22 protein-coding genes, 1 tRNA gene and 1 riboswitch are annotated in these 23,105 nt (G+C 68.8%); of the genes, 14 read left to right on the top strand and 9 right to left on the bottom strand.

What is annotated here, in order from left to right:
- Positions 1–50: 50 nt before the first annotated feature.
- Positions 51–275, bottom strand: a complete 225-nt coding sequence (locus AC1DDH_RS17435; RefSeq protein WP_476955943.1) for a helix-turn-helix transcriptional regulator — start codon at positions 273–275, stop codon at positions 51–53.
- Positions 276–427: 152 nt separating this feature from the next.
- Here AC1DDH_RS17435 and AC1DDH_RS17430 point away from each other — a divergent pair, with 152 nt between their 5' ends.
- Together AC1DDH_RS17430 and AC1DDH_RS17425 are read left to right on the top strand one after the other, a co-directional pair.
- Entirely contained in the window at positions 428–922 is a 495-nt protein-coding gene (locus tag AC1DDH_RS17430; RefSeq protein ID WP_476955942.1) for a hypothetical protein, read from the top strand.
- Between the two features lie 110 nt (positions 923–1,032).
- Positions 1,033–2,130, top strand: a complete 1,098-nt coding sequence (locus tag AC1DDH_RS17425; protein WP_476955941.1) for a tyrosine-type recombinase/integrase — start codon at positions 1,033–1,035, stop codon at positions 2,128–2,130.
- Positions 2,131–2,191: 61 nt separating this feature from the next.
- Here the strand turns inward: AC1DDH_RS17425 and AC1DDH_RS17420 are convergent.
- Positions 2,192–2,281 (bottom strand) — tRNA-Ser (locus AC1DDH_RS17420).
- Between the two features lie 127 nt (positions 2,282–2,408).
- Here AC1DDH_RS17420 and AC1DDH_RS17415 point away from each other — a divergent pair.
- The 4 genes from AC1DDH_RS17415 to AC1DDH_RS17400 are packed head-to-tail and all read left to right on the top strand — an operon-like array spanning position 2,409 to position 6,499.
- Entirely contained in the window at positions 2,409–3,470 is a 1,062-nt protein-coding gene (locus tag AC1DDH_RS17415; RefSeq protein WP_476955940.1) for a zinc-dependent alcohol dehydrogenase, read from the top strand.
- Positions 3,471–3,473: 3 nt separating this feature from the next.
- Positions 3,474–3,872: a 6-pyruvoyl trahydropterin synthase family protein gene (locus tag AC1DDH_RS17410; RefSeq protein ID WP_476955939.1), complete on the top strand. Its 399-nt coding sequence runs from the start codon at positions 3,474–3,476 to the stop codon at positions 3,870–3,872.
- 9 nt (positions 3,873–3,881) lie between these two features.
- Positions 3,882–5,132 carry a glycosyltransferase gene (locus AC1DDH_RS17405; RefSeq protein WP_476955938.1) on the top strand — a complete coding sequence of 417 codons (1,251 nt, stop codon included), beginning with the start codon at positions 3,882–3,884 and terminating at the stop codon, positions 5,130–5,132.
- 35 nt (positions 5,133–5,167) lie between these two features.
- Positions 5,168–6,499: a DNA glycosylase AlkZ-like family protein gene (locus AC1DDH_RS17400; protein WP_476955937.1), complete on the top strand. Its 1,332-nt coding sequence runs from the start codon at positions 5,168–5,170 to the stop codon at positions 6,497–6,499.
- Between the two features lie 10 nt (positions 6,500–6,509).
- On the opposite strand, the gene AC1DDH_RS17395 is transcribed toward AC1DDH_RS17400, so the two are convergent.
- Positions 6,510–7,010, bottom strand: coding sequence for a nucleoside deaminase (locus tag AC1DDH_RS17395; protein ID WP_230008679.1), 501 nt, complete (start codon positions 7,008–7,010; stop codon positions 6,510–6,512).
- 89 nt (positions 7,011–7,099) lie between these two features.
- Between AC1DDH_RS17395 and AC1DDH_RS17390 the strand changes: the two genes are divergently transcribed.
- From AC1DDH_RS17390 to AC1DDH_RS17375, 4 genes are all read left to right on the top strand, one after another.
- Entirely contained in the window at positions 7,100–7,954 is an 855-nt protein-coding gene (locus AC1DDH_RS17390) for a phosphatase PAP2 family protein (protein WP_476870977.1), read from the top strand.
- Positions 7,955–7,966: 12 nt separating this feature from the next.
- The gene (gene upp, locus AC1DDH_RS17385; protein ID WP_018774274.1) at positions 7,967–8,602 is read left to right on the top strand and encodes a uracil phosphoribosyltransferase; all 636 of its coding nucleotides are present in this window, start codon (positions 7,967–7,969) and stop codon (positions 8,600–8,602) included.
- 71 nt (positions 8,603–8,673) lie between these two features.
- A complete protein-coding gene (locus AC1DDH_RS17380) occupies positions 8,674–9,051 on the top strand; it encodes a glyoxalase superfamily protein (RefSeq protein ID WP_026266579.1) in 378 nt (125 codons plus the stop codon).
- A 55-nt stretch (positions 9,052–9,106) separates the two neighbouring features.
- Positions 9,107–9,787: an HAD-IA family hydrolase gene (locus tag AC1DDH_RS17375; protein ID WP_476955936.1), complete on the top strand. Its 681-nt coding sequence runs from the start codon at positions 9,107–9,109 to the stop codon at positions 9,785–9,787.
- A 54-nt stretch (positions 9,788–9,841) separates the two neighbouring features.
- Here AC1DDH_RS17375 and AC1DDH_RS17370 read toward each other — a convergent pair whose 3' ends face one another.
- The 6 genes from AC1DDH_RS17370 to AC1DDH_RS17345 all read right to left on the bottom strand — a co-directional run bounded on the left by AC1DDH_RS17370 (position 9,842) and on the right by AC1DDH_RS17345 (position 19,151).
- Positions 9,842–11,923, bottom strand: coding sequence for an ArnT family glycosyltransferase (locus AC1DDH_RS17370; RefSeq protein WP_476955935.1), 2,082 nt, complete (start codon positions 11,921–11,923; stop codon positions 9,842–9,844).
- Positions 11,924–11,929: 6 nt separating this feature from the next.
- Positions 11,930–14,002: a glycosyltransferase family 39 protein gene (locus AC1DDH_RS17365; protein ID WP_476955934.1), complete on the bottom strand. Its 2,073-nt coding sequence runs from the start codon at positions 14,000–14,002 to the stop codon at positions 11,930–11,932.
- Positions 14,003–15,436, bottom strand: coding sequence for a bifunctional glycosyltransferase family 2/GtrA family protein (locus tag AC1DDH_RS17360; RefSeq protein WP_476850625.1), 1,434 nt, complete (start codon positions 15,434–15,436; stop codon positions 14,003–14,005). It lies immediately after the preceding gene.
- A gap of 160 nt (positions 15,437–15,596) precedes the next feature.
- Complete coding sequence (locus AC1DDH_RS17355; protein ID WP_476955933.1) at positions 15,597–16,436, bottom strand: aggregation-promoting factor C-terminal-like domain-containing protein; 840 nt, start codon at positions 16,434–16,436, stop codon at positions 15,597–15,599.
- A riboswitch (cyclic di-AMP (ydaO/yuaA leader) is annotated at positions 16,436–16,595 on the bottom strand. Its footprint overlaps the gene before it by 1 nt.
- 183 nt (positions 16,596–16,778) lie before the next feature.
- The gene (locus AC1DDH_RS17350; RefSeq protein WP_476850623.1) at positions 16,779–18,389 is read right to left on the bottom strand and encodes a sensor histidine kinase; all 1,611 of its coding nucleotides are present in this window, start codon (positions 18,387–18,389) and stop codon (positions 16,779–16,781) included.
- A gap of 21 nt (positions 18,390–18,410) precedes the next feature.
- Positions 18,411–19,151, bottom strand: coding sequence for a response regulator transcription factor (locus AC1DDH_RS17345; protein WP_079551963.1), 741 nt, complete (start codon positions 19,149–19,151; stop codon positions 18,411–18,413).
- 242 nt (positions 19,152–19,393) lie between these two features.
- Here AC1DDH_RS17345 and AC1DDH_RS17340 point away from each other — a divergent pair, with 242 nt between their 5' ends.
- The 4 genes from AC1DDH_RS17340 to AC1DDH_RS17325 all read left to right on the top strand — a co-directional run bounded on the left by AC1DDH_RS17340 (position 19,394) and on the right by AC1DDH_RS17325 (position 22,975).
- Positions 19,394–20,368, top strand: a complete 975-nt coding sequence (locus AC1DDH_RS17340) for a hypothetical protein (RefSeq protein ID WP_476955932.1) — start codon at positions 19,394–19,396, stop codon at positions 20,366–20,368.
- 568 nt (positions 20,369–20,936) lie between these two features.
- Positions 20,937–21,800, top strand: coding sequence for a winged helix-turn-helix domain-containing protein (locus AC1DDH_RS17335; RefSeq protein WP_018774264.1), 864 nt, complete (start codon positions 20,937–20,939; stop codon positions 21,798–21,800).
- Positions 21,801–22,188: 388 nt separating this feature from the next.
- Positions 22,189–22,392: a dodecin family protein gene (locus AC1DDH_RS17330; protein ID WP_230012628.1), complete on the top strand. Its 204-nt coding sequence runs from the start codon at positions 22,189–22,191 to the stop codon at positions 22,390–22,392.
- A gap of 55 nt (positions 22,393–22,447) precedes the next feature.
- Positions 22,448–22,975, top strand: a complete 528-nt coding sequence (locus tag AC1DDH_RS17325) for a SixA phosphatase family protein (protein WP_018774262.1) — start codon at positions 22,448–22,450, stop codon at positions 22,973–22,975.
- The last annotated feature ends 130 nt before the right edge of the window (positions 22,976–23,105 follow it).

Genomic DNA, 23,105 nt, shown 5'->3' with positions numbered 1-23,105 from the left:
AGCAAGAGCCGGGTTTTGTCGTTTCGGGTCGAACCCGGCTTTTTGCTGGATTAGTTGGCGGAAGGATCGACGACACTGGCTGATAGCCATGCATCGAGATCCGACTTGCGGTAGATGATCGTGCGCGGAGTCGGCCTGAGGTACCGGGGGCCCTTGCCGAGGTATCGCCACTGGGCCATCGTCTGGCGGCTGTAGCCGGTGTAGTTCGCCGCCATATCTGGGCGGTAGAGAACCTCATTCGAGGCGAGGTGATCCTCCGGGCGTTTCCTGCTCATTGGGCATTCCTTCTGTTGGGCACCTGATTCGAATGATGTCGTCAGGCGGTGTCGTGATCACACCCAATCATGGGAAGAATCTTGTGTCAAACGGTCGTATTTTTGGAGACCTCGTTGTTGTAGCGTGCTCACATCTGTTAGCGTCAGATGCAATGAAAAACGTCAATGCAAGCGCGGGACTCAAGTTCCCGGCAGAAGTCAAGAACTCGGGATCTTATGGCGATCGATCAATGGCGGTTGAATTTGTGGCCGACTTCAACCCCAGCTCTGAGCTATACGAGATACGCCGTTTGACGGTCGTCAGGGGGGAAGGGGCGGAACCCATCACTGGAACCATTCTCAGAAGGGTGCGGGTCCAGGAAGCGTTCGGGGAAGTCATGCGGAAGACCAACTTCGGGCTTCAGGGTGGCGGCGACTATAAGCTCCCTTATTCGGACCGCGTGACGCTTGAAGATGGGGAACTCTATTGGGAGCGTGTACCCCACAAGAAGCAGGACCTTGAGGTTTGGCGGCGGACGCAAGCTGAACGGCTATTCGTCATTGCGCGGGCGTTTGGTCAGCCGGAGCTAAAGCTGATTCAGGAAGTATTGGGCGTCAGTCAGTCCAGTGCGAGCCGACTCCTCAAACAGGAATCGACAAATGCATAGCAGTGACCCGTACAGATACCGTCTGGGCATCCGACGGACGATTGCAGGTGTGGGTGGGCATGATGACCCGTGCGTGCGCGTGCGGTGCGCGGCAGAGCTGGTGACGTGACATGGCGACGATCTCCAAAGATGAAGCACGCGGCACCTATACGGTCCGGTACCGGAAGCCCGACCGCACGACGTCAATGAAGCGCGGTTTCAAGACCAAGCGCGACGCCGAGCTGTGGAAGTCGCAGAATGTCGTGGAGCAGGCGAGGGGAGAGTTCATCAACGTATCTGCGGGAAAGGCGACGGTGTCAGTCCTAGGCGAGGAATGGCTGCAGAACCTCACCCACATCAAGCCGTCAACGCTCCGGCCCACTGAAAGCGCATGGAGGGTCCACGTTGAACCCAGGTGGGGCAAGACTCCCATCGCCGACATCCGGCACTCCGACGTGCAGGCATGGGTGGCCACGCTGAGCGCCGAGAAATCCGCCACGCTTGTCATTCGTTGCTACGGCATCCTCGCCAAAATTCTGGACATTGCCGTGAAGGACCGACGCCTGTCCTCGAATGTCGCACGCGGAGTGAAGATGCCCCGCAAGGTCAAGAAGGAGCACGTGTATCTGAGCCACCAGCAGGTGCACGATCTCGCCACCGAGGCGAAGCACGGCACTCTCGTTCTCGTTCTTGCCTACACGGGCCTGCGCTGGGGTGAAGTCACAGCCCTGCGCGTCAAGGACGTGAACCCCATGCGCCGACGCCTCAACGTGGTTCTGAACGCCGTCGAAGTCGGCAGCAAGATCGAGGTTGGCACTCCCAAGACGCACAAGAAACGCAGCGTGCCGTTCCCGGCGTTTCTGGCTGATGCGCTCGCCGCGCAGATGTCAGGTAAGCACCCTGACGACCTACTGTTCCCGGGGGACGATGGCAAGTACATGAAGCGGGGCGGTACAAGCCAGACCAGCAGGGGCTGGTTCGTGTACGCCCTTCGCCGCGCCGGTCTAGAGCGCATGACCGTTCACGACCTGCGCCACACTGCCGCCTCCCTTGCGATCTCAGCGGGGGCGAACGTGAAAAGCGTCCAGGCAATGCTTGGGCATGCGTCCGCAACAATGACGCTGGACACCTACGCCGACCTGTTCCCGGATGATCTCGACGCTGTAGCCGTCGCGCTCGATGCCGCCGCATCACAACAGGTTGCGCTCACAGCGCGCTCACGGGACTGAATTACAAAAAGCGAAGGCGCCTACTTCGCTGTGTTATCAACGATGTAGACGCCTTCTCACTTGGCGGTGACGGTGGGATTTGAACCCACGTTGGCTTTTACACCAAACAACATTTCGAGTGTTGCACCTTCGGCCGCTCGGACACGTCACCAACCTGACTAGGGTACCGGAGCAAGGCGCCCATCCACAAAACGAGCCCCAGAAGCACCCGCACACCGACTCGCCGGAACCCGGCACCCTTCCCCGCGAACAGCCCGGGCACTAGATTCGTAAGCACAATGACGACTTCTGAACAGCACGCCACGGCCACCGCCTATTGGACCGTCGGCCCGGAACAAGGCGAGCTCCGCAGCGAGGACCTGCCCGCGCCCGGACCCGGCGAAGCACTGGTCCGGACCCTGTATTCGGGCATCAGCAAGGGCACCGAACTGGTAGTCCACCGCGCGAGTGTCCCGGAGTGCGTCGCCAACGCGATGGCCGCCCCCAACCAGGAGGGGTCCTTCCCGTACCCGGTGAAGTTCGGCTACCTCACCGTGGGGGTGGTCGAGGACGGACCGGAGGGCTGGGCCGGGAAGACCGTCTTCTGCCTCTATCCGCACCAGGACCGCTTCATCGTCCCGGTCGAAGCCCTCACTATCATTCCCGACGGCGTCCCGGCCCGCCGCGCAGTGCTCACCGGCACCGTGGAAACCGCGATCAACGGCCTCTGGGAGGCCGGACCCCGCCTGGGCGACAGGGTTGCCGTGATTGGGGCCGGACTGGTCGGCGGCATGGTGGCCAAGCTCCTGGCCGGGTTTCCGCTCGCGCGGCTGCAACTGATCGACGTCGACCCCGCCAAAAGAGCGTTCGCGGACGCCCTCGGCGTCGACTTCAGCCACCCCGACGACGCCCTCCCGGACTGCGACATCGTGATCCACTGCTCGGCCTCGCAGGAAGGGCTGCAACGAAGCCTGCAGCTGGTGGGCGACGACGGCGACATCATCGAAATGTCCTGGTACGCCGACCGGAACATCTCCCTCCCACTGGGGGAGGACTTCCACGCCCGCCGTCTGTCCATCCGCGCCAGCCAGGTGGGGATGGTGGCCCGCGCCCGCCGGCACCGCCGCACCAACGCCGAGCGTCTCGCACTCGCCGTGTCCCTGCTGCAGGATCCGGTCTTCGATGTCTTCCTGACCGGCTCCTCGACGTTCGCAGAGCTCCCCGGCGTCGTCCAGCGCCTCGCCGACGGCAACCTGGACGCCCTGTGCCACGTCATCGAATACCCGTCCGGGGACGCTCCAGCCGCCGACCAGCCCACCGAGTTCAAATCCGCCGACCAGCCCACCGAAGCCACGAGGTAGCCCGTGTTTAGTCTGACCGTCCGTCGCAACTTCATGATCGCCCACAGCCTTCCGCGCGAGGTCTTCGGCCCGGCCCAGGGCCTGCACGGGGCCACGTTCGTCACGGAGGTGACATTCCGCCGTCGTGAGCTCAACGACGACGCGATTGTGCTGGACATCGGCGCGGCAGGGGACGCGGTGGACGAGATCCTGGACGAGCTGAACTACAAGAACCTCGACGAGCACCCGGACTTCTCCGGCAAGCTGAGTACCACCGAAGCCCTCGCCCGGTACATCGCCGACGCCGTCGCCGCCCAGATCCGCGTCGGCGCGGACGGACGCGACCTCGCCGGGCTGGACGTCACCCTGCGCGAGACCCCCGATGCCTGGGCCAGTTACTCGCTGGACTTCGACGCCCGCTAGGCGCCGCAGATGCCGCCGGCCAGCCCTCGTATCCGTCTTGTGGTGCCCGGCAACGTCCGGCACAACTCCGGTGGCAACGTCTACAACGCGGCGCTCGCCGCCGAACTGGCGGCCCTCGGTGCCGCGGTGGAAACCTGCCCGCTCGACGGCGACTGGCCGGGAGGCAGCGCGGCGGACCGGCGGCGCCTGGCCACGCTGCTGCACGCCGGGCCCGACGGCGGCCCGGCCGGGGGTGGCGGCCCTGCAACTGCCGGCGCCGCAACCTGGGGCACGGTGACGGTGGTCGACAGCCTCCTCGCCTGCGGTGCGCCCGACGAGCTGGAAGCGGCTGCCGCGGCCGGGGTCCGGGTCTGGATCCTGCTGCACATGCCCCTGCCGGACCACGCGGAGCGCGAACGCAGGGCCCTGCGGGCCGCTGCCGGCGTCATCTGCACGAGCGGTTCGGCCGCGGCGGGCATCCGCGCCCGCCACGGCCTCGACGGCCTCCGGGTGGCCCTGCCCGGGACCGCCCCCGCGCCGCTCGCGTCCGGCAGCCTGTCAACCGGCGCTCCGCACCTCATCGCCGTGGCGGCCCTGCTGCCGAACAAGGACCAGTCGCTCCTGCTGGACGCGCTCGCCCGGCTCACGGATGTGCCCTGGACGGCGTCCCTCATCGGCTCGGACACCGCCGATCCGGCCTACGCCGCGCAGCTCCGGAACTCCGTGGAACGCCTGGGCCTGGCCGGGAGGGTCCGCATCCCGGGCGAGCTCCGGGGCCCGGCACTGGATGCTGAGTGGGATGCGGCCGATCTCAGCGTGCTGATCTCCCGGGCCGAAACCTACGGCCTGGTGGTCACCGAATCGCTGGCCCGCGGCATTCCCGTGGTGGTGCGCGAGGGCACCGGAGCCGTCGAGGCGCTCGCCGCCGGCACCCGGCCCGGGCCGCCGGCGGCCGGCAGTCCGACGCCGGACAGTCCGCCGGACTTTCCGGCGCCCGGGTTGCCGGGCGCCGCCGTCGGGCTCGGAACGGACCCCGCTCCGCTGGCGGACCTGCTCCGCCGCTGGCTGGACGACCCCGGCCTCAGGGACCGCTGGCGGGAGGCGGCAGCGGCCGCCCGGGGCCGGTTGCCCGGCTGGGACGCCACCGCCCGGACCGTTCTGGGCTTCCTGTCGACGGAACCGACGGAACCGACAGCATCCACGGAACCCACGGAACCCACAGAACCCGACGAAACCGGGCCGCCCAGAAACCAGACGGCGCGGGTTGATACGGCTTCTTGATACCGCTGACAGAGAAGCTGTTGGAGAATGAGCCCATGAGCACCCACCCTGTCGCCACGCAATCGCCGTCGGTAGAAAAGCCCGTCAACCTGCCGGAGCCGCAGAGCCTGACCCCGGAGCGGCTCCGGGCATGGTCCTGGCACCGGCAGGGCCTGGATGGCTCGCTGGCTGGCTGCACGGCGGAGCAGGTCCTTGCCCGGGCAGGCTGGGCCCGGTCCGTGGGCGGCGCCAACCCCTACCTCACGCTCTTCGCCCGCGCCGGGATCCACCGCGACGAGGTGGACGCCGACGTCCTCGCCCACCGGATCCTGGAACTTCCGGTCGCCCGCGGCTGCACCTACGTCCTGGGCCGGGAAGACTTCGCCTGGGCGCTTCAGCTGGGCCGGGACGCGGCCGAGTCCGCGTTCAAGGTGGTCGGCCGGCTCGGCGTGGACCGCGGCGAGATCACGCTGCTGGAAGAGCAGGTGCTGCACACCCTCGCCGAGGCGGAGGGGCCCATGGATCCGCGGCAGCTCAAGGACGAGCTCGGCGATTCAGTGCGCAACCTGGGGGAGGAAGGCAAGAAAAAGGGCGCCACCACCACTCTGCCTACCGCCTTGGGGATCCTGCAGTCCGACGGCCGGATCCGCCGGGTCCCGGCGAACGGGCGTCTGGACCAGCAGCGCTACGCCTACCAGCCGTGGGGCCTGCCGCCCAGCGATCTTGACGACGAGGATGCGCGCACTGAGCTGATCCGCCGCTACCTGGGCTGGACCGGCGGGGCCACCTTCAAACAGTCGCAATGGTTTACGGGGTTCACCGTGGCGCAAAGCAAGGCGGCCCTCGCCGCCGTCGGCGCCGTCGAGGTGCCCACCGCCTTGTCCACAGTAATGGCCGGGTCACAAGCCGCCGGCGGCGGGGACCCGCTGTGGATTCTGCCCGAGGACCTCGGCAGCCTCGCCGCCTTCGAGGAGCCGGCGGGGGAACAGATCCAGCTGCTGGCAGGAACGGATTCCCTGTTCCTGCTGCGCCGCAACGCGGCGGACCTGCTGGCCGAGGAGGACCTGCACAAGCCGGCACTGGGGTCGCTCGCGCTGCAGGCGGATCTCCCGGACCACCCGATCCTGGACCGCGGCCTGATCATCGGACTCTGGCAATACGATCCGGCCCAGGAACGGATCGTGCCCTGGCTGTTCCACGGCCCCACGCCCGCGGTGACGCAGCGGATCGCCGAGGTGGAAGCCTGGATCCGCGAGGACCTCGGTGATTTCCGGGCCTTCAGCCTGGACTCTCCGGCCTCCCGGCAGAAGCGGATCGATGGGCTCGCGGCTTCCGCGGCAGCCTCAGCGTCACCGGCCGGCGCGTCATCTGCCGGCGGCGCAGGCTAGCCGGAACGGATCAGGCGCGGTGCCCGGCGAAGAAGTCCCGCAGCAGCGCTGCGCACTCCTGCTCACGGACGCCTGCAACCACTTCCACCCAGTGGTTGAGCCGGCGCTCGCGGAGGATGTCGAACACGGAACCAGCGGCGCCGGCCTTCTCGTCCCAGGCACCGAACACCACCCGCGGAATCCTGGCGAGGACGATCGCTCCAGCGCACATCGCGCAGGGTTCCAGCGTCACCACCAGGGTGCAGTCCTCCAGCCGCCAGCCGTCGTCGCCCTTGCCCTCCAGGGCCCGGTGCGACCGCAACCGCGCGGCGGCCTCCCGGATGGCGACCATCTCGGCGTGGGCCGTCGGGTCCCCGAGGGCCTCGCGTTCGTTTCGCCCGGTGCCCAGCACCGAACCGTCCGGCCCGATCACGACGGCGCCGATCGGCACGTCTGCGGTGGCCAGGGCATTCCGGGCCTCAACCAGGGCAAGGCCCATCCACTGGGCATGGCGGGGCTCAGGGGCAGTCATGGGTCAATGATAGTTTCGATCCTAAGCATGCTGTGCAGCCCGGCTGCGCAGTCCACGGGTTCAAATAGTCAAATATTCGGGAGACGGCCGTGACCACCAGAACAGAGAACTGGCTGACGGAGCGCTGGGGCAAATGGGTGGTGCCCTACGCGGCGCTGTGGATCACCATGCTGATCGGCGGCGTGGTGGTGGTGATCCTGGCCCTGACGAGTGCCGAGGTCTACGACAACGTGGTGGACGACGCGGGCCTGGCGAACCTGGACAAGCCGGCGCTGGCGTTCATGGAGCAGCTTCGCAACCCCGGCCTCGACGCGTTCATCACGGGATTCACCAACATCGGCGGCGGCATCGGGATGCCTATCCTGGCAAGCATCCTGACGGCAGTGCTCATCTACACCTCCCGGTCGTGGCGGCCGCTGATCCTGATCGGCGGCGCAGCCGCGGTCTCCGTGACGGCCACGTCCCTGGGCAAAAAACTGATCGGCCGGACCCGCCCGGACCATGCCGACGCCGTGCCGCCCTACGAGAACTCGCCGTCGTTCCCGAGCGGCCACACGCTGAACACCACGGTGGTGATCGCGCTCGTGGTGTACCTGGCCTGCCTGCACATCAAGCGGACCGGCGCCCGGATCGCCCTGATCGCCGCTGGTGTGATCTTCATCGTCGCGATGGGCCTGAGCAGGGTCTACCTGGGCCATCACTGGATGACCGATGTGATCGTCGGGTGGGTCATTGGTCTGGCGTGGGTGGGGATCGTGATCCTGGCCCACCGGCTCTTCCACGTGCTCCGGCACCGCGAACACGCCGGCGCCGCACCGACCTTTGAGCACCCCGCCCACCTGCATGAAGGCGCCACCAAAGGCAGTGCCGTAGGCACTGCACAGGCAGGGACGAACGACGCCGATACCTCCGGCCCCGCGGGACGGTCTTCAGCATCCGGGTGATAGTTTTGACCCATGCGCACTCTCGTTGTGGACCACCCGCTGGTCGCCCATAAGCTCACCGTTCTGCGGGACAAGAACACCCCGTCCCCGGTCTTCCGCCAGCTCACCGAGGAGCTTGTCACGCTCCTGGCGTACGAGGCCACGCGTGACGTCCGCACCGAACCGGTGACCATCGAGACCCCCGTCAGCACCACCGTCGGCACCGCGTTCACCAAGCCCACCCCCCTGGTGGTCCCCATTCTCCGCGCCGGGCTCGGCATGCTCGAGGGCATGACCAAGCTGGTCCCCACCGCCGAGGTCGGCTTCCTGGGCATGGCCCGCGACGAAGAGACCCTGGACATCATCACCTACGCCGAGCGCCTCCCCGAGGACCTCACGGACCGGCAGATCTTCGTCCTCGATCCCATGCTGGCCACCGGCGGGACCCTGCGCGAGGCCATCAAGTTCCTCTTCAAGCGCGGCGCCTCCGACGTCACCTGCATCTGCCTGCTTGCCGCCCCGGAGGGCCTGGCCAAGCTGGAGGAAGAGCTTTCAGAGGCCAACGTGACAATCGTCCTGGCCTCAATCGACGAGAAGCTCAACGAGAAGTCCTACATCGTGCCCGGCCTGGGCGACGCCGGAGACCGCCTGTACGGCATCGCCGGCTAGGAAACGCTCCGCCGAGGCGCAACACGGAGGATCCCTTCCGCGCCGCCGCGGACCGCGCTAGCCTGTGCGCCATGGATTGGAAACTTGAACTCGTGTTTGTGCCGGTGTCCGATGTGGACCGGGCCAAGGATTTCTACGTCAATAAGGTGGGCTTCAACGCCGACTACGACGAACGGCCCATGGAGGGCCTCCGGTTTGTCCAGTTGACGCCTCCGGGCTCCGGCTGCTCGATTGCCATCGGTGAGGGCCTCAACGACGCCCCGCCCGGTACCGCACCGAGCCTGCAGCTTGTGGTCAGCGACATCCAGGCCGCGCACAAGCAGCTCAAGGACAACGGAGTGGACGTCAGCGACGTCGACGTCCAGGACTGGGGGCACTTTGTCCACTTCGCCGACCCTGACGGCAACAAGTGGGCAGTGCAGTACATCCCCCACCGGCCCAACGGCTGATCCCGGCAGGCTCCGCGCGGCAGGCTGACCCGGGGCCATGCGGCAGGATGGAGGCATGAGCTCTCCATCCCGTTCCGGCACCACCACCCTGACCGCCCGCGCCGTCCTGTTCGATATGGACGGCACGCTGGTGGATTCCACCAGCATCGTGGAGCAGGTGTGGACCACGTTTGCGGCCCGCTACGGCCTGGACATCGGCGAGATCCTGCGCTCCTCCCATGGCGTCCAGGCCATGGACACCGTCCGCAGGTTTGCTCCGGCCGGTTCCGACATCCAGGCCCTCGCGGCCGAGCTCGGCCGGATGGAGCTGGCCGAGACCCGGGGCATTGTTCCGGTTCCCGGCGCGCCGGAGCTGCTGGCGAGCCTGCCGCCGGATGCCGTGGCGCTGGTGACGAGCGCGTCACGGGACCTGGCCGGGGTCCGGATGGCAGCCGCGGGGATCGGCGTCCCGGCCGTCTCGGTCACATCGGAGGACGTCATGCGGGGCAAGCCCCACCCTGAGGGATACCTCCGGGCGGCCTCCCTGCTGGGTGTCGCCCCGGCCGATGCGGTGGTGTTCGAGGACGCCCCGGCAGGCATTGCCGCGGGCATCGCCGCCGGCGTCCGGACCGTGGCCGTGGGGCCCAATGCCGGCGAACTGCCGGACGGTGTGCTGCACATTCCCGACTACTCCGGGGTTGCCGTGACCACACACGTCACCGGCGCCGGCATGCGCACCCTGTCCTTCACTTTCTAGCCCCCACCTTCCAGCCCCGCCGCCGCCCGGCCCGGACCCGGCGGCGTCGCCCGCCTACCCGGCCAGCAGGTACACGCTGGTCCCGCCCACGGTCCGGGCGGTGAAGTTGTCCTGCACCCAGGCGGCAATCTGCGCGGCATCGTTGGCTCCGCTTTCGCCCTGCATCAGGCGCCCGGCAACGAAGTAGTGGATCCGGCCGTCGGCCACGTATTGCTGGAACTGCGCCAGGGTCGGTGCGGGGTCCGTGCCGTTGAACCCGCCCACGGCCATCACCGGGAGCTGCGTCGCCAGTTGGTAGCCGGCGGCGTTGTTGGATCCGACGACGGCGGCGGCCCACGTGTAGGGCCCGGCATCTGTCTGCAGCGCGGCCACGAGCGCCGCCGACGGCGTGCTGGCCCCGAGCAGGCCGCCCATTCCGCCCGCCCCTGGTCCGCGGCCTGTGCCTGTGCCTGTGCCGTTGGCCGTCGTGGCACCGCCGAAGCCGCCTCCTGCCGCGCCGCCGAGGGCCGGCGGTATCCCGGCCCCGCCCCGTCCGGACACGGACGGCCCGGCGCTGACAATCGAGCCGCTGTGGGCCGTGGCCGCGGTGGACAGCGAGTAGGCCAGCGGACCGGCGAGGGCCGCGGCGACGGCGAGCGCCGCCGTCGTTCGCGCCACCGTCTTGGACGCCATCATCCCCGTCCCTTTCACCCCCGCGGCCCCCTTGGCGCCCGGGGCCCCTGCGGCCAGCACGAGGCCGGCGGCGGCGAGCGCGCCCAGCAGCGTCACCCAGCGCAGCCACGGCATGTACGCCGCGGTGCGGACCAGGAGTTCGGCGGCCATGGCGCCGGCCGCCACGATCGCCACCGCGAGGACGGCGGCGGCCACGGGCTGGTTCCGTCGCTGCCAGAGCAGGACGCCGCCGAGCCCGGCGAGCCCGGCGATCCCGGGCGCCAGCGCCACCATGTAGTACGGGTGGATGATCCCGGCCATGAAGCTGAACGTCAGCCCGGTAACGGCAACCCAGGAGCCCCAGATGATCACCGAGGCCCGTACCGGGTCGGTGCGCGGCGCGCGGCGGCCCAGCCAGAGCAGCCCCGCTCCGAGCAGCAGCGCCGAGGGCAGCAGCCAGGCGATCTGGCCGCCGAACTCGCTGTTGAAGAGCCGGAACAGCCCGGGCGTGCCCCAGCCGTTGCTGCCGCCCACACTCCCGGTTTCATCGCCGTTCAGCCGGCCCAGGCCGTTGTAGCCCAGGGTCAGTTCCAGGATGGAGTTGTTCTGCGAGCCGCCGATGTACGGGCGGTCCGCCGCGGGAATGAGTTCGACGGCGGCCAGCCACCACCCGGCGGCGACGGCCATCGCCGCGCCCGCGCCGAGCAGGTGAAGAATGCGCCTGCCTGCCGCTGCCGGCGCCGCGAGCAGGTAGGCCACGGCGAAACCGGGGACAACCAGCAGGACCTGCAGCTGCTTGGTGAGGAACCCGAAGCCCAGCAGCACCCCGGCGAACAGCAGCCAGCGCACGCGCGCGTCCTGGATGGAACGCAAGACGGCGTAGGCGGCCGCGGTCATCAATAACACCAGCAGGGCGTCGGGGTTGTTGAACCGGAACATCAGCACGGCCACCGGTGTCAGCGCCATGACCGCACCGGCGAGAAGCCCCGCGCGGTGGGCCAGGCCGGCGTCGGCCGTGGCGGGGGCCGCGGCCCGGCGGACGGCCAGATAGACCAGCCAGACCGTGCCGACCCCCATGAGAGCCTGCGGCATCAGGACGCTCCAGGAGCTCAGCCCGAAGATCCGCACCGACAGGCCCATCACCCACAGCGACGCCGGCGGCTTGTCCACGGTGATGGCGTTGGCGGCGTCGGAGGAGCCAAAGAACCAGGCCGCCCAATCCTGCGACCCGGCCTGGGCCGCCGCGGAGTAGAACGCGTTTGCCCAGCCGGAGGCGCCGAGGTTCCACAGGTACAGCACGGCCGTGGCCAGCAGCAGCCCCGCCAGTTCCAGCCGCATCCGCAGGGCCGGGGCGCCAGGGACGGCGCGCGTGCCGGCGGCAGCCGGGGGCTCCAGTCGCCGACGGCGGTCCCGGGCTTGCGGCCGCGGCCGCCCCGGCATGCGGGCCGGCGCCGTGTCGGGGCGGGGGCTCAGGGTGTCAGTCATGGCGGTCTACGCTCCCAGTTTGTAGACGGTGGCGTTGCCCACGGTCTGGGCCTGGTAGTTGGCCGCGACCCAGGTGGCGACCTCGGAGTTGCCTCCGCGGCCTCCGCCCATGCCGCCCATGCCGCCGGAAATGAAGTAGCCGATCTCGCCGCGGTCCACCATCGCCTGGAACTGTGCGAGCGTCGGGTAGGGGTCGCCGCCGTTCCAGCCGCCGAGCGCGATCACGCTGGTGCCGGTGGCGAGTTCCAGGCTCGCAGCCTGGGTGGCGCCGGAGACAATCGCGGACCACTTGGCGCCGGAGGATTTCAGCAGCGCGGTCAACTCCGCCGAGGACGTTTCCCCGCCGGGGCCGCCGCCCATGCCGGCACTGCCCGCGCCGTCAGTGCCGGCGCCGTCACTGCCGGTCCTGCCTGCCGCCCCGAAGCCGCCGCCCATCGCGGACGCGGTGGGGCCCGACGTGGGGATCGAACCGGAATGCGGCTGGGCGACGGTCGCCAGTGTCCACGCGGTGCTTCCGAGCCCGCCGGCAAGAAGGCAGAGAATCACGACGCCGGCCGTGGCGGCCTTGCGGAACCGCGCCGGGAGAGCCGCCATGCCGTCCACCCGCAGGAGCAGGGCCGCGGCGGCGAGGACGCCCAGGACCACCACGATCACCCGGAGCCCGGGAAGCCAGGACGGGTCGCGGCCCAAGAGCACGGCGGACCAGACCGAGGTGGCCAGCACCGTCACGGCCAGGACAACCCGGGCGGGCCAGTAGGCCCGGCCCCGCCACAGTTCCAGGGAACCGATGCCGGCCAGCGCCGCGATGGCGGGGGCCAGCGCCACGGCGTAGTACGGATGTACGGTGCCGCTCATGAAGCTGAAGATCCCCGCAGTGATGACCAGCCAGCCGCCCCACAGCAGGAGCGCCGCACGGGTTTTTGAGGTCCTGGCCTCGCGCCGGGTGAACCACAGCCCGGCGGCCAGCAGGATCAGGGCCGCCGGCAGCAGCCAGGACACCTCGCCGCCGAAGCTGGTCCCGAACATCCGGGTAATCCCGGCCGCGCCGCCGAAGCCGACGTTTCCGTTGCCTCCCGGGCCGCCGGCGATACCTCCCAGGTTTCCTCCGCCGGGCATGCCCCCGCCTGACCCGGTGATCCGGCCCAGGCCGTTGTAGCCGAACGTCAGTTCCAGGAAGCTGTTGGTCTCAGACCCCGCCATGTACGGCCGGACCGAGGCCGGCGTCAGCTGGAACAGCACAACGTAGCTGCCGGCCACGACGGCGATCCCGGCGGCGGCCGCCAGCAGGTGCAGGAGCCGGCGGCCGAGGGTGGTGGGCGCCGCCCACAGGTAGGCCAGGGCCAGCCCGGGAACGATCAGGAAGCCCTGCAGCATCTTGCTCAGGAACGCCAGGCCGATGACCGCGCCGGCCGCGGCGAGCCACTTCCAGCCGGCCTTCTCGATGGCGCGGGTGGTGAGGTAGGCCGCCAGCACCAGGCACAGGGTGAGCATCGCGTCCGGGTTGTTGAACCGGAACATGAGGGCGGCCACCGGGGTCAGCGCCAGGGCGCCGCCGGCGAGCAGGCCCGCGGCCGGCCCGGACACCCGCTTGATGGTCAGGTAGAGAAGCCCGACAGCGGCCACTCCCATGAGCGCCTGGGGAATGAGCATGCTCAGGGCCGAGAAACCAAAGATCCGTCCCGCGAGGGCGGGAATCCAGAGTGCGGCCGGGGGCTTGTCCACCGTGATGGCATTGCCGGCGTCGAGGGAGCCGAAGAGCAGCGCGGTCCAGTCCTTGGTCCCGGCCTGGATCGCCGCGGCATAGAAGGAGTTGGCGTAGCCGGTGGCCTCCAGATTCCACAGGTACAACGCCGCGGAGACCACCAGGAGCAGCGCTGCCGCGGGCCGCACCCAGCGGGGCTGCGGTCCGAACAGCAGCCGGTCCCGGCGGCCTTGGGCGGCCGGCGCCGGGGACGCGGGCAGATGGGGCGCCGTCCCGCCGTCTCCGGGAACCTGGTGTGGCTGTTCCTCGGCGGCCGGCAGCCTGCCGGCCGGGGAACCGCCCTGGGCTCCGGCGGTGGGACTGATGGTTGCCGTCATTTACTTGGCCTTTTCTGTGCGGGGGAGGGAAGGATCGGGGGCGCCGGGCGCCGGAACGGCAGCGGCGGGCCTGTGGCGGAAAACCACCAACCGGAAGAGCAGGAACTTCACGGCCGTGGCGGCCAGGTTGGCGGCGGTAACCGTGAGCAGTTCAAGCCAGCGGTCCGGGGCCGCTCCCGACGCGGCGTGAACGAGGGCGAGTGCGCCCGAGGTCAGGGCCAGCCCGATGCCGAAGACCAGCAGCCCCTCAAAATGGTGGCGAGCCGCCTGGCTGCCGCCCTGGATGCCGAACGTGAAGCGCCGGTTGGCCGCAGTGTTGGCCACGGCAGTGGTGAGCAAGGCGAGGAAGTTTGCCAGCTGCGGGTCCATGAACCCGCGGCAGAGCAGGAAAATCGCCAGGTAGGCCAGGGTGGAGGCCACCCCGATGCTGCCGAAGCGGACGAGCTGTCCGAAGAGGCTTCCGCCGGGGCTTTGTTCCTGTGCCCGCGAGGCGGCCGGCAGCGGTCCGCGGGCCAGGGCCGCGCGCAGGTCGGGAACCGGGATCCGGCCCGAGACCAGGTCCCGGCTCAACCGTGCCATGCCGCGCAAGTCCGCGAGGGCCGTCTGGACGATGTCCACGCTGGAATCCGGGTCGTCGGTCCAGTCCACCGGGACTTCGTGGACGCGCAGGCCGCACTTTTCTGCCAGAACCAGCAGCTCGGTGTCGAAGAACCAGGCGTTGTCCAGCGTGTGGGGAAGCAGTTGCCGGGCCACGTCCGCCCGGATCGCCTTGAAGCCGCACTGCGCGTCACTGAAGTGGGCGCCCATGAGGGCCTGGAGCAGGAAGTTGTAGCTGCGCGAGATGAATTCCCGTTTGGGTCCGCGGACCACGCGGGAGTTGCGGGACAGCCGTGTCCCGATCGCCAGGTCGGAGTGCCCGGAAATGAGCGGGGCAAGGAGCGGGCCGAGGGCCGCCAGATCAGTGGAAAGATCCACATCCATGTACGCCAGGACCGGCGACGGCGAGGCCAGCCACACCTTGCGGAGTGCGTTTCCGCGGCCCTTTTCTGCCATATGGACCACCGTCACTTCGCGCAGCTCGCGGGCTACCCGTTCCGCGGCCTTGAGCGTTCCGTCGGTGCTGGCGTTGTCCGCCACGGTGATCCGGAAGGAATGCGGGAAGGCGCCGAGCAGGTACGCGTGGAGCCGGCGCAGGCAGGCCTCGAGGTCCCGTTCCTCGTTAAAGACCGGGATGGTGACGTCCAGCAGGGGCGTGCTGGCGCGCGTATCAATGGCCGTGCGCCGGCCGCCGGGGACGGTCAGGGCCCCGGCGATCGGGCCCGGGACGGGTGCGTCGGCCAGGGCAAGCCCCGAGGGTGCCCCGGGGGCCGCCGGGCCGGCCGGCGTCGCCGTGGAGCGGGGCAGGGTTCCTGTGGCCTGGTCTGTGAATGTCATGGCTCAACTTTCCCGGCGGCCCATATGAGGGCTTTAGGGTCAAGCTGTGCGGGGGCTGTGGAAGTCCGGGCCGCCGGGGCCGGTCCGGCCGTGGAGACGCAAAGAGGCCCCGGATCCATGCGGATCCGGGGCCTCCAGGGCGGGGGCGGCTAGTGCCGGTTTAGTACCAGTTGTGTGCGTAGTGGAAGTTCAGGGCACCGCAGGGGGAACCGTAGCGCGACTTGACGTAGTTCAGGCCCCAGTTGATCTGGGTCCGGTAGTTGGTCATGTAATCGGCGCCGGCGCTCGCCATCTTCGAGGCGGGCAGGGACTGGACCACGCCGTAGGCGCCGCTGCTGGCGTTCGTGGCGGTGGTCTTCCAGTCGGATTCCTTGGTCCACAGCTTGTGCAGGCACTGCATCTGGCCGGGTGCCCAGCCATAGCTTCCCAGCTGGGACGCGGCGTAGGCCTGCGCGCCGGCGGGGTCGTCGACTGCGACCGGCGCGGCTGCCGGTGCCGGTGCCGGAGCGGCTGCCGGTGCCGGAGCGGGGGCCGCCGCGGGAGCCGGAGCAGGTGCGGGGGCTGCCGCGGGGGCCGGAGCAGGTGCTGCCGCAGCTGCCGGTGCGGCAGCAGCGGGCACGTGGATCAGCGCTTCGGCTGCCTCAACCTCCGAGATCTGGGGAGCCACGTTCTTTTCCGTGGCAGCGGTCGGCCCAGCCACCTGGACCCGCTCGAAGTTGAGCTTGGCCAGCGGGTCAGCCATCGTGGCCGTCTGGCTCGCAACGTTCGCCGTGTGGGCGCCCGGCTCTGCCGCCTGGCTCGCGGCGCCGCCACCCAGCAGCAGCGCGCACGCGGCGGTGACGACGGCGGCACGGCGGCCGGTTACACCGAGCCCGGCGGCGAACCGCGACAGGGCGGATGCCTGCTTGACCGGTTCGGCGCGGTGGCGCGACTTGGCGGCGCCAACTGAGCGGGAATGCGAACCGCCGACAGGGCGTGTTTGTACCTGGAATTCAGTCATGGTGGCCTCTCAACGCCGGCGGAGTTAGCTGTCGGGTTCGGATGAGGTCATCCGGCCGCACGGAACATCACGTGTCGGCTTCACCCCGAGGGCGCATGAAAGCAGATTGCCCGGGAACTCTGGGTCCCCCGCCTCTGCCTGGTCCAGCGGAATCCGGGAAGCGGCAGAGTTTGGCGTCCGTCCGGATATGCGGCACCGATGGCGGCGCACGCTAACGACGCTACAGGACCCGGTCGCTTAAGTCACATTTTGGTAACAGGAGTCACAGTGCCGGGGTGTCGGGTTGCGCCGGGCTCGCCGGTCGACCGTCCGGGCCGTTTGCGCCGACGGCGGCCGTTCCGGTTACGCCGGCGGCGGCGAGGCGGGCAGCCGCACGGCGAACTCCGTGCGGCCCGGCCGGGACGTGACCTCGACTGTTCCTCCGTGGGCCTCCACGATCGACTGGACAATGGACAGGCCCAACCCGCTGGTGCCCTCGGACGTCGGCGCGGCGGTCGCCGTGCCGTGACCTCCGCGGCTGCCGGAAACGGCGCCGGAGGACGAGCGTGCGGGAGCCCCGGACCCGACCCTCGCCGTCGCGACGGCAGAATCGGCGGGGACAGCTGCGGGGTTCGACGCCGGATTGGTGCGCGAGGCGTCGGCCCGGGTGAAGCGGGCGAAGACCCGGCCGATAAATTCCGGGGCGATGCCGCTGCCATTGTCTGTCACGGTGACCACGGCACTGCCGTCAGCCGAGCGCATAACGCCCGTGACCACCTTGGTCCCGGGTTCCGTGTGCTTGCGCGCATTGGACAGCAGGTTGGCGAGGACCTGGTGAAGCTGGGTCGCATCACCGCGCACCACCACGGGCTCGTCCGGAAGTTCCAGCTGCCAGATGCGGTCCGGGGCCATGACTTTCTCATCGCTGACCGTCTCGATGGCCAGTTGGGTGAGGTCGACGTCGGAGATTTTGAGCGGCTGTCCCTCGTCCAGGCGCGCCAGCAGCAGCAGGTCCTCCACGAGCGTGGTCATCCGCTCGGACTGGCTTTGCACACGGGCGAGGGACCTCTCGCCGTCGGGGGTGAAATGCTCGGTCATCCGCATCAGCTCCGTGTAGCCGCGAATGGCCGTCAGCGGGGTGCGGAGTTCGTGCGAGGCGTCGGCGACGAACTGCCGGACCTTCATCTCGCTCTCCTGCCGCGCCTCGAGAGCGTTGGAGACGTTGTCCAGCATCTTGTTCAGCGCGTAGCCCACGCTGCCCACTTCCGTTCCGGGATGGGCCGCCGACGTCGGGACGCGGACCCCGAGCGCCACCTCGCCGGCGTCCAGCGGGAGACGGGAGACCTTGGTGGCAACCTCGGAGAGCTGTTCCAGCGGCTTCATGGTCCGCCGGATCAGGGCCGTGCCGGCGAGCCCGATCAGCACGAGCCCGCCTGCGGACACCACCACCATGGTCCAGACCAGGGAGGCCAGGGTGCTTTGTTTTTCTGCCAGCGGGAGTCCGGTCACAATCACGTCGCCGTACGGTGTTCGCGCCGCCGTGAGCCGGTAGGCGCCGGCCGAAAGGCTGCGGTCCACGGACACGCCGCTCGGGGTGAGGGCCAGGAGAACCTTGTTGTCGGCGGGGGAGAGGTTCTTGACCGCGCCGTCCCCGGCCAGGAATCCTGCCCTGCTGACTTCGCCGTCCACTATCCGTGCGTTAAGCGTCCCGACGCCCTGTCCCCGGGCTTCGAGGGGGTCGGGGCGTCTGCCCGAATCGTCCGAGGAGGGCCGGCCGAATTCGCTCGAACGGTGCGAGGCCTGGTCCAGCTGGGTGTCGAGTTGCCGGGTGAGGAAGAGGTCCATGGAGGCGTAGCTGAACAAGCCCACAGCGCCGCAGATGGCCACGAGCAGCGCCATGGCGACCAGGACCAGCCGGGTGCGCAAATGCCACGTCGACGGGTTGCGCCAGTCGCGTCCGGGGACGCGGGTCATGCCGGAAAGTGAGGGCACGGATCAGTCCGCCGGTTTCAGGACGTACCCGGCTCCGCGCACCGTGTGGATCATCGGAGCGTGGTTGGCGTCGACCTTCTTGCGGAGGTAGGAAATGTACAGTTCCACGATGTTCGCCTGGCCGCCGAAGTCGTAGTCCCAGACACGGTCCAGGATCTGGGCCTTGCTGATGACCCGTTTCGGGTTTTCCATGAGGTAGCGCAGCAGCTCGAACTGCGTGGCGGTCAGGTGCATTTCCTCACCGGCCCGGGTGACTTCGCGGGTGTCGACGTTGAGCACGAGGTCTCCCACCACGAGTTCGGCGGTGTCCATGGCGGCCACTCCGGAGCGCTGGACCAGCCGGTGCAGGCGCAGCAGCACCTCTTCCATGCTGAACGGCTTGGTGACATAGTCATCGCCGCCGGCCGCCAGTCCGGTGATGCGGTCCTGGACGGCATCCTTGGCGGTGAGGAACAGCGCCGGCACCTCCGGCGCGAACGCGCGGATCCTGTTCAGCAGTTCGACGCCGTCGAACCCGGGCAACATCACGTCCAGCACCAGCACGTCGGGGCGGAACTCCTTGGCTAGCCGGACGGCTCCGGGCCCGTCCTCGGCCACGGCCACGGACCAGCCGGCCATCCGCAGCCCCATGCTCATGAGCTCGGAGAGGCTGGGCTCGTCATCCACCACGAGGGCGCGGATGGGGGAGCCGTCCGGATGCGTGAGCTGGGGAAGGTTGTTGGTCATGGAGTGCGAAGTGGCCATGGGGACAACTCTCCGATCTGCCGGTTAGGCGGGGCTTTGGGGACCCTGTGCGGCACCTGTGAATCCCAGCCTAGCGAGCTGGATGCCGTTGCGGGACCGTACGGGCCGCGCCGGCCATGTTCAAACCCCTTTACCGTCCGGCGCCAACGTCACAGGCCGGGCTGTCGGCCCGCACAGCCCAGGCACAGGATCGCTCACCACTCTGGGGTGAACACCGATCCGCACCCTAAAGGAGAAATACCATGAGCGGTCAGCATCCCGGAGCCGGTTCCGGACCAGCCCCCGAGCCAGCCCCCACGCCCACCACCGGCGCGCCAGCGGCGCCCGCGCCGGTAACCACACGCCGTACTGCCTGGCAGCACGGCGCCGGACCCACCGACGGCGGACACTCCGACGGCGGACACGACGGCGGCGGAACAGTCCAAACCGGACACGCTGACGGCGGGCGGCCGGAAGCAGGCGCTGCCGGCGGCTGGGGCGCGCCGCCGGTTTGGACGGTTCCGGCCTCGGAACCTGCCTGGGGCATGCCCCGGCAGGAACCTGTGCCCGCCGCAGCCACAGGCTGGGGCGCGCCGGGAACTTCCGCCAAGACGGCCTCGGCGGCAAAGCCCTGGACCCTCAAGCGGGGGCTCGCCGTCGCCGGGGCCGCCGCAGTCCTGGCCGTCGGCGCCGGGGCGGGCGTCTATGCCCTCACCTCAAGCGCAACGGCAGCCACCGGTGCGGCCGGCGGGGCGGGCGCCAGCGGACCCGGCGGCCAGGGTGTCGCCCCGGGCGCGCCAGGTTCAGCGCAAGACGGTTCCGCGCAAGGTGGTTTCGCGGGCGGCGGCATGCCGGGGCAGGGCGGTCCCGGCGACTTCGCTGCCGGGGGGATGAGCAGCGGGCTTTCCGCGGCAGTGCACGCCGAATACGTGGTGCTGCAAGGAAGCGCGTACACCACGATGGCCGAGCAGCTGGGCACAGTGAGCGAGGTCAGCTCGTCCTCCGTGACGGTCAAGAGCAGCGACGGTTTCACGCGCAGCTATGCGCTGGGCAGCGACGTCGTGGTGAGTAATCTGCAAGAGCGGCGCCAGCAGGCCGGCGGCGCGGGCACGCAGCTGAGCGTCGCGGACATCGTGGCGGGCGGGACGGTGCGGATCGTGGCGGCCAAGGACGGCTCCGGCTACACGGCGGCCTCCGTCATGGTGGTCGCGGCGACGGCCAGCGGCCAGTCGAACTGAACCGCCGCAGCCGGCATCGCCACCGTGCCTGGCAGGCAGTGCCGCCGTGCCTGGCCGGCGGCGATGCCGGCTGCCCACTCCGTGGACCGCCTCGCAGGCGGCGGTGGGCAGGCGCGGTTTGGCCCAACTTGCCGTGCTGTGAATGATTTGCCTGATGTCGTCCGCTTTGACCGAATAATATTCGAGAAAGCGCACTTGCTGACCTTCCGGTCAGTAAAACACTTGTTATTTTATTGCCGCTGCAGAATTGTGACTTGCGCTACAAATCCTCGATCTGTCTCACTATGTGGAACCTGGGGTCCATTGTTACTTGCACGTTTACATTGTTACGTTGCACACTTCAATTGTGAACAAGAACTCAACAGCACCTGCAGCCGCAGCTTCCTGGATCAGCACACCCGCTGGTACCGAGATGCGCTGTTGTCGAATGCACGCCTAACTTTTACACCCCTAAAGGTTTCCAGGTATTCGCCCCCAGCCCAGAGTCGGGCGCCCCTCCCCAATTTCATTGCGGGGAAAGAAGCATTCGAGCCGCGATGACGGCCATTCACATTGAGGTAAGCATTCCATGTCAGTTGCATCCGGATACGTCCACATCTCCGTCCGTAACGCCAGCAAGGCCGGCCAGGCCTCAGGGATCCGTCAGGGCTTTGGCGGGCGCTCCGCGTTCGCCCCCGCCGGATCCACGGGCAGCTTCCCCGCCCCCGGATATGCAGCGCAGGGCTACAACCCTGACTCCTACGGCCAGCTCCGTGCCGTCCCCCCCGCCCCCGCCACGGCGCCCACCCCGGTGATCGCCCCGGGTGCCGGCAGCCCGGTCCGTCCGGCCCCCAGCGACAACGTCGCCCGCGGCTTCGTGCTGTACATGGGCATCGACGAGGAAACCGCGGCCGCGGCCGGCACATCCATCGCCAAGCTGGCCCAAGAAATCCGGGCCTACGCACAGTCGCTCGTGGCCGGTGCCGAAAGCTATGCCGCCGTCGCCGTCGCGCCGGCCAGTGCCCCGGGTTCCGCCCTCGACGTCGTCCGCTCGACCTTCGGTGACCCCACCGCGGGGGCCCGCCAGCGCACCGAGACCGCCCGCCTGCAGCAGCCGCAGGATCCGCGGCCGTCCGGGGTGCTGATCGACCTCGCCCGCCGTGAGGTGCACCTCGACGGCGAATCCCTGAATCTCACGTTCAAGGAATTTGAGCTCCTGAACTACCTCGTGGAGAACGGCACCCGCACCGTGGGCCGTGACGAGCTCCTCGAAGGCCTGTGGCGGAACGCCGAAGAGGTCCCGAACGAGCGGACCATCGACGTCCACATCCGCCGCCTGCGTTCCAAGCTCGGCCGCCTCGCCAACACCGTGCGCACCGTGCGCGGCCAGGGCTACCGGTTCTACGAGCACCCCGAGGTGGTTGTCTGGGCCGCTCCGGAATACTCGATCTAGCCTCAGCTTCACGCAAAGCGCCCGTCCCCTGCATAGGGAGCGGGCGCTTTCGCTTTCGCGGCACGATCCCTCGGCGCCTGCGCTCGCCCCTTCCCGCCGTCCCCCTAACCTCGCACGTCCCCACCGGCTCCCAGCCTTCGCAAGCTCAGGCCGGGTCCCCCGCCGGCGTGGGCCCACGGTCAGGGAACCCCGACGGCGGAGCTCACGCGACAACGGCGCTTTCGGGACGTGCCGCTGCGCTACAGCGCCCTCACTACCCGGAACGTGGCTTTGCGCGGTCTGGCTGACGGGCCTTTGCCGCCGCTGCTGGTGGTTTTGGTTGGACTCTGTTGCCTTTCGGGGGGCCGGCGTAGTCTCGGACCGTTGAGCCGACTATTGGGAGGAAGACATGTCTGTTGCACGGATTACTACCCTGAGCGCGAACTCCAAGACCTCGTTCGATGCCGCCATCAAGGAGGGCGTCGACCGGGCCAATAAGACCCTTCGCAATGTCACGGGGGCATGGGTGAAGGAACAGAAGGTCGAAATCAGCGACGGCGCCGTCGTTGCCTGGCATGTCGTGCTGGAAGTGACCTTTGTCCTTGAAGACTGAGCGGACGCTGGTGGGATGCGCGCCCGTGGGCCAGCCGCCGCACTAGGATTGGGGCATGAGCGCGCATCACATCAAACGGCTGGTGATCATGCGGCACGCCAAGTCCGATTGGCCCGGCGGGGTTGCCGACCACGAAAGGCCGCTCGAAGAACGCGGCCACAAGGACGCCCCAGTCGCCGGAAAGTGGCTGCTCAAGCACGGCGTGGTTCCTGATTTCATCCTCTGCTCCAGCGCTTTGCGGACCCGCCAGACCTGCACGTGGGTGTGCCATGCCCTCGGAGACAAGGCGCCGACGCCCAAGCTCGAGGATGGGCTGTACGCCGCCTCCGCTTTGCGCATGCTGGCCGTCATCAACCACGTCCCTGACACCGTCACCACCCTCATGGTGATTTCCCACATGCCCGGGGTGCAGGACCTTGCGATGCATCTGGCGTCGCGCGACTCCGACCACGATGCCTACATGGACGCCGCCACGCGCTATCCGACCAGCGGGCTGACCATCCTGGAAACGGAAAAGTCCTGGGCCGAACTGGACGGGCAGGACGCCAAGCTGACCCACTTCAAGGTCCCCCGCGCCAAATAGCCGCAGGTCCGCCCGGTGAGGGCTGCGGAATCCATAGCAACCGGCGCCGATCTGCGGTTTACTGATGCTGTTTAGTCATGTGGTTTTTTCCAGTGGTTTTGGGGCATGTGTTGCAACCCGGAGAAAAGGT

This window comes from Arthrobacter sp. 10T425 (genome assembly GCF_056393985.1).
This window is presented reverse-complemented; position numbering and strand designations above follow the sequence as displayed.

Coding starts and splice junctions, on each gene's coding strand:
- AC1DDH_RS17340 (WP_476955932.1), top strand. CDS start 19,394: ATGAGCGGTCAGCATCCCGGAGCCGGTTCCGGACCAGCCCCCGAGCCA.
- AC1DDH_RS17405 (WP_476955938.1), top strand. CDS start 3,882: ATGCCGCCGGCCAGCCCTCGTATCCGTCTTGTGGTGCCCGGCAACGTC.
- AC1DDH_RS17395 (WP_230008679.1), bottom strand. CDS start 7,010: ATGACTGCCCCTGAGCCCCGCCATGCCCAGTGGATGGGCCTTGCCCTG.
- AC1DDH_RS17370 (WP_476955935.1), bottom strand. CDS start 11,923: ATGACTGACACCCTGAGCCCCCGCCCCGACACGGCGCCGGCCCGCATG.
- AC1DDH_RS17415 (WP_476955940.1), top strand. CDS start 2,409: ATGACGACTTCTGAACAGCACGCCACGGCCACCGCCTATTGGACCGTC.
- AC1DDH_RS17380 (WP_026266579.1), top strand. CDS start 8,674: ATGGATTGGAAACTTGAACTCGTGTTTGTGCCGGTGTCCGATGTGGAC.
- AC1DDH_RS17400 (WP_476955937.1), top strand. CDS start 5,168: ATGAGCACCCACCCTGTCGCCACGCAATCGCCGTCGGTAGAAAAGCCC.
- AC1DDH_RS17365 (WP_476955934.1), bottom strand. CDS start 14,002: ATGACGGCAACCATCAGTCCCACCGCCGGAGCCCAGGGCGGTTCCCCG.
- AC1DDH_RS17375 (WP_476955936.1), top strand. CDS start 9,107: ATGAGCTCTCCATCCCGTTCCGGCACCACCACCCTGACCGCCCGCGCC.
- AC1DDH_RS17330 (WP_230012628.1), top strand. CDS start 22,189: ATGTCTGTTGCACGGATTACTACCCTGAGCGCGAACTCCAAGACCTCG.
- AC1DDH_RS17435 (WP_476955943.1), bottom strand. CDS start 275: ATGAGCAGGAAACGCCCGGAGGATCACCTCGCCTCGAATGAGGTTCTC.
- AC1DDH_RS17430 (WP_476955942.1), top strand. CDS start 428: ATGAAAAACGTCAATGCAAGCGCGGGACTCAAGTTCCCGGCAGAAGTC.
- AC1DDH_RS17325 (WP_018774262.1), top strand. CDS start 22,448: ATGAGCGCGCATCACATCAAACGGCTGGTGATCATGCGGCACGCCAAG.
- upp (WP_018774274.1), top strand. CDS start 7,967: ATGCGCACTCTCGTTGTGGACCACCCGCTGGTCGCCCATAAGCTCACC.
- AC1DDH_RS17425 (WP_476955941.1), top strand. CDS start 1,033: ATGGCGACGATCTCCAAAGATGAAGCACGCGGCACCTATACGGTCCGG.
- AC1DDH_RS17355 (WP_476955933.1), bottom strand. CDS start 16,436: ATGACTGAATTCCAGGTACAAACACGCCCTGTCGGCGGTTCGCATTCC.
- AC1DDH_RS17335 (WP_018774264.1), top strand. CDS start 20,937: ATGTCAGTTGCATCCGGATACGTCCACATCTCCGTCCGTAACGCCAGC.
- AC1DDH_RS17360 (WP_476850625.1), bottom strand. CDS start 15,436: ATGACATTCACAGACCAGGCCACAGGAACCCTGCCCCGCTCCACGGCG.
- AC1DDH_RS17350 (WP_476850623.1), bottom strand. CDS start 18,389: ATGACCCGCGTCCCCGGACGCGACTGGCGCAACCCGTCGACGTGGCAT.
- AC1DDH_RS17345 (WP_079551963.1), bottom strand. CDS start 19,151: ATGGCCACTTCGCACTCCATGACCAACAACCTTCCCCAGCTCACGCAT.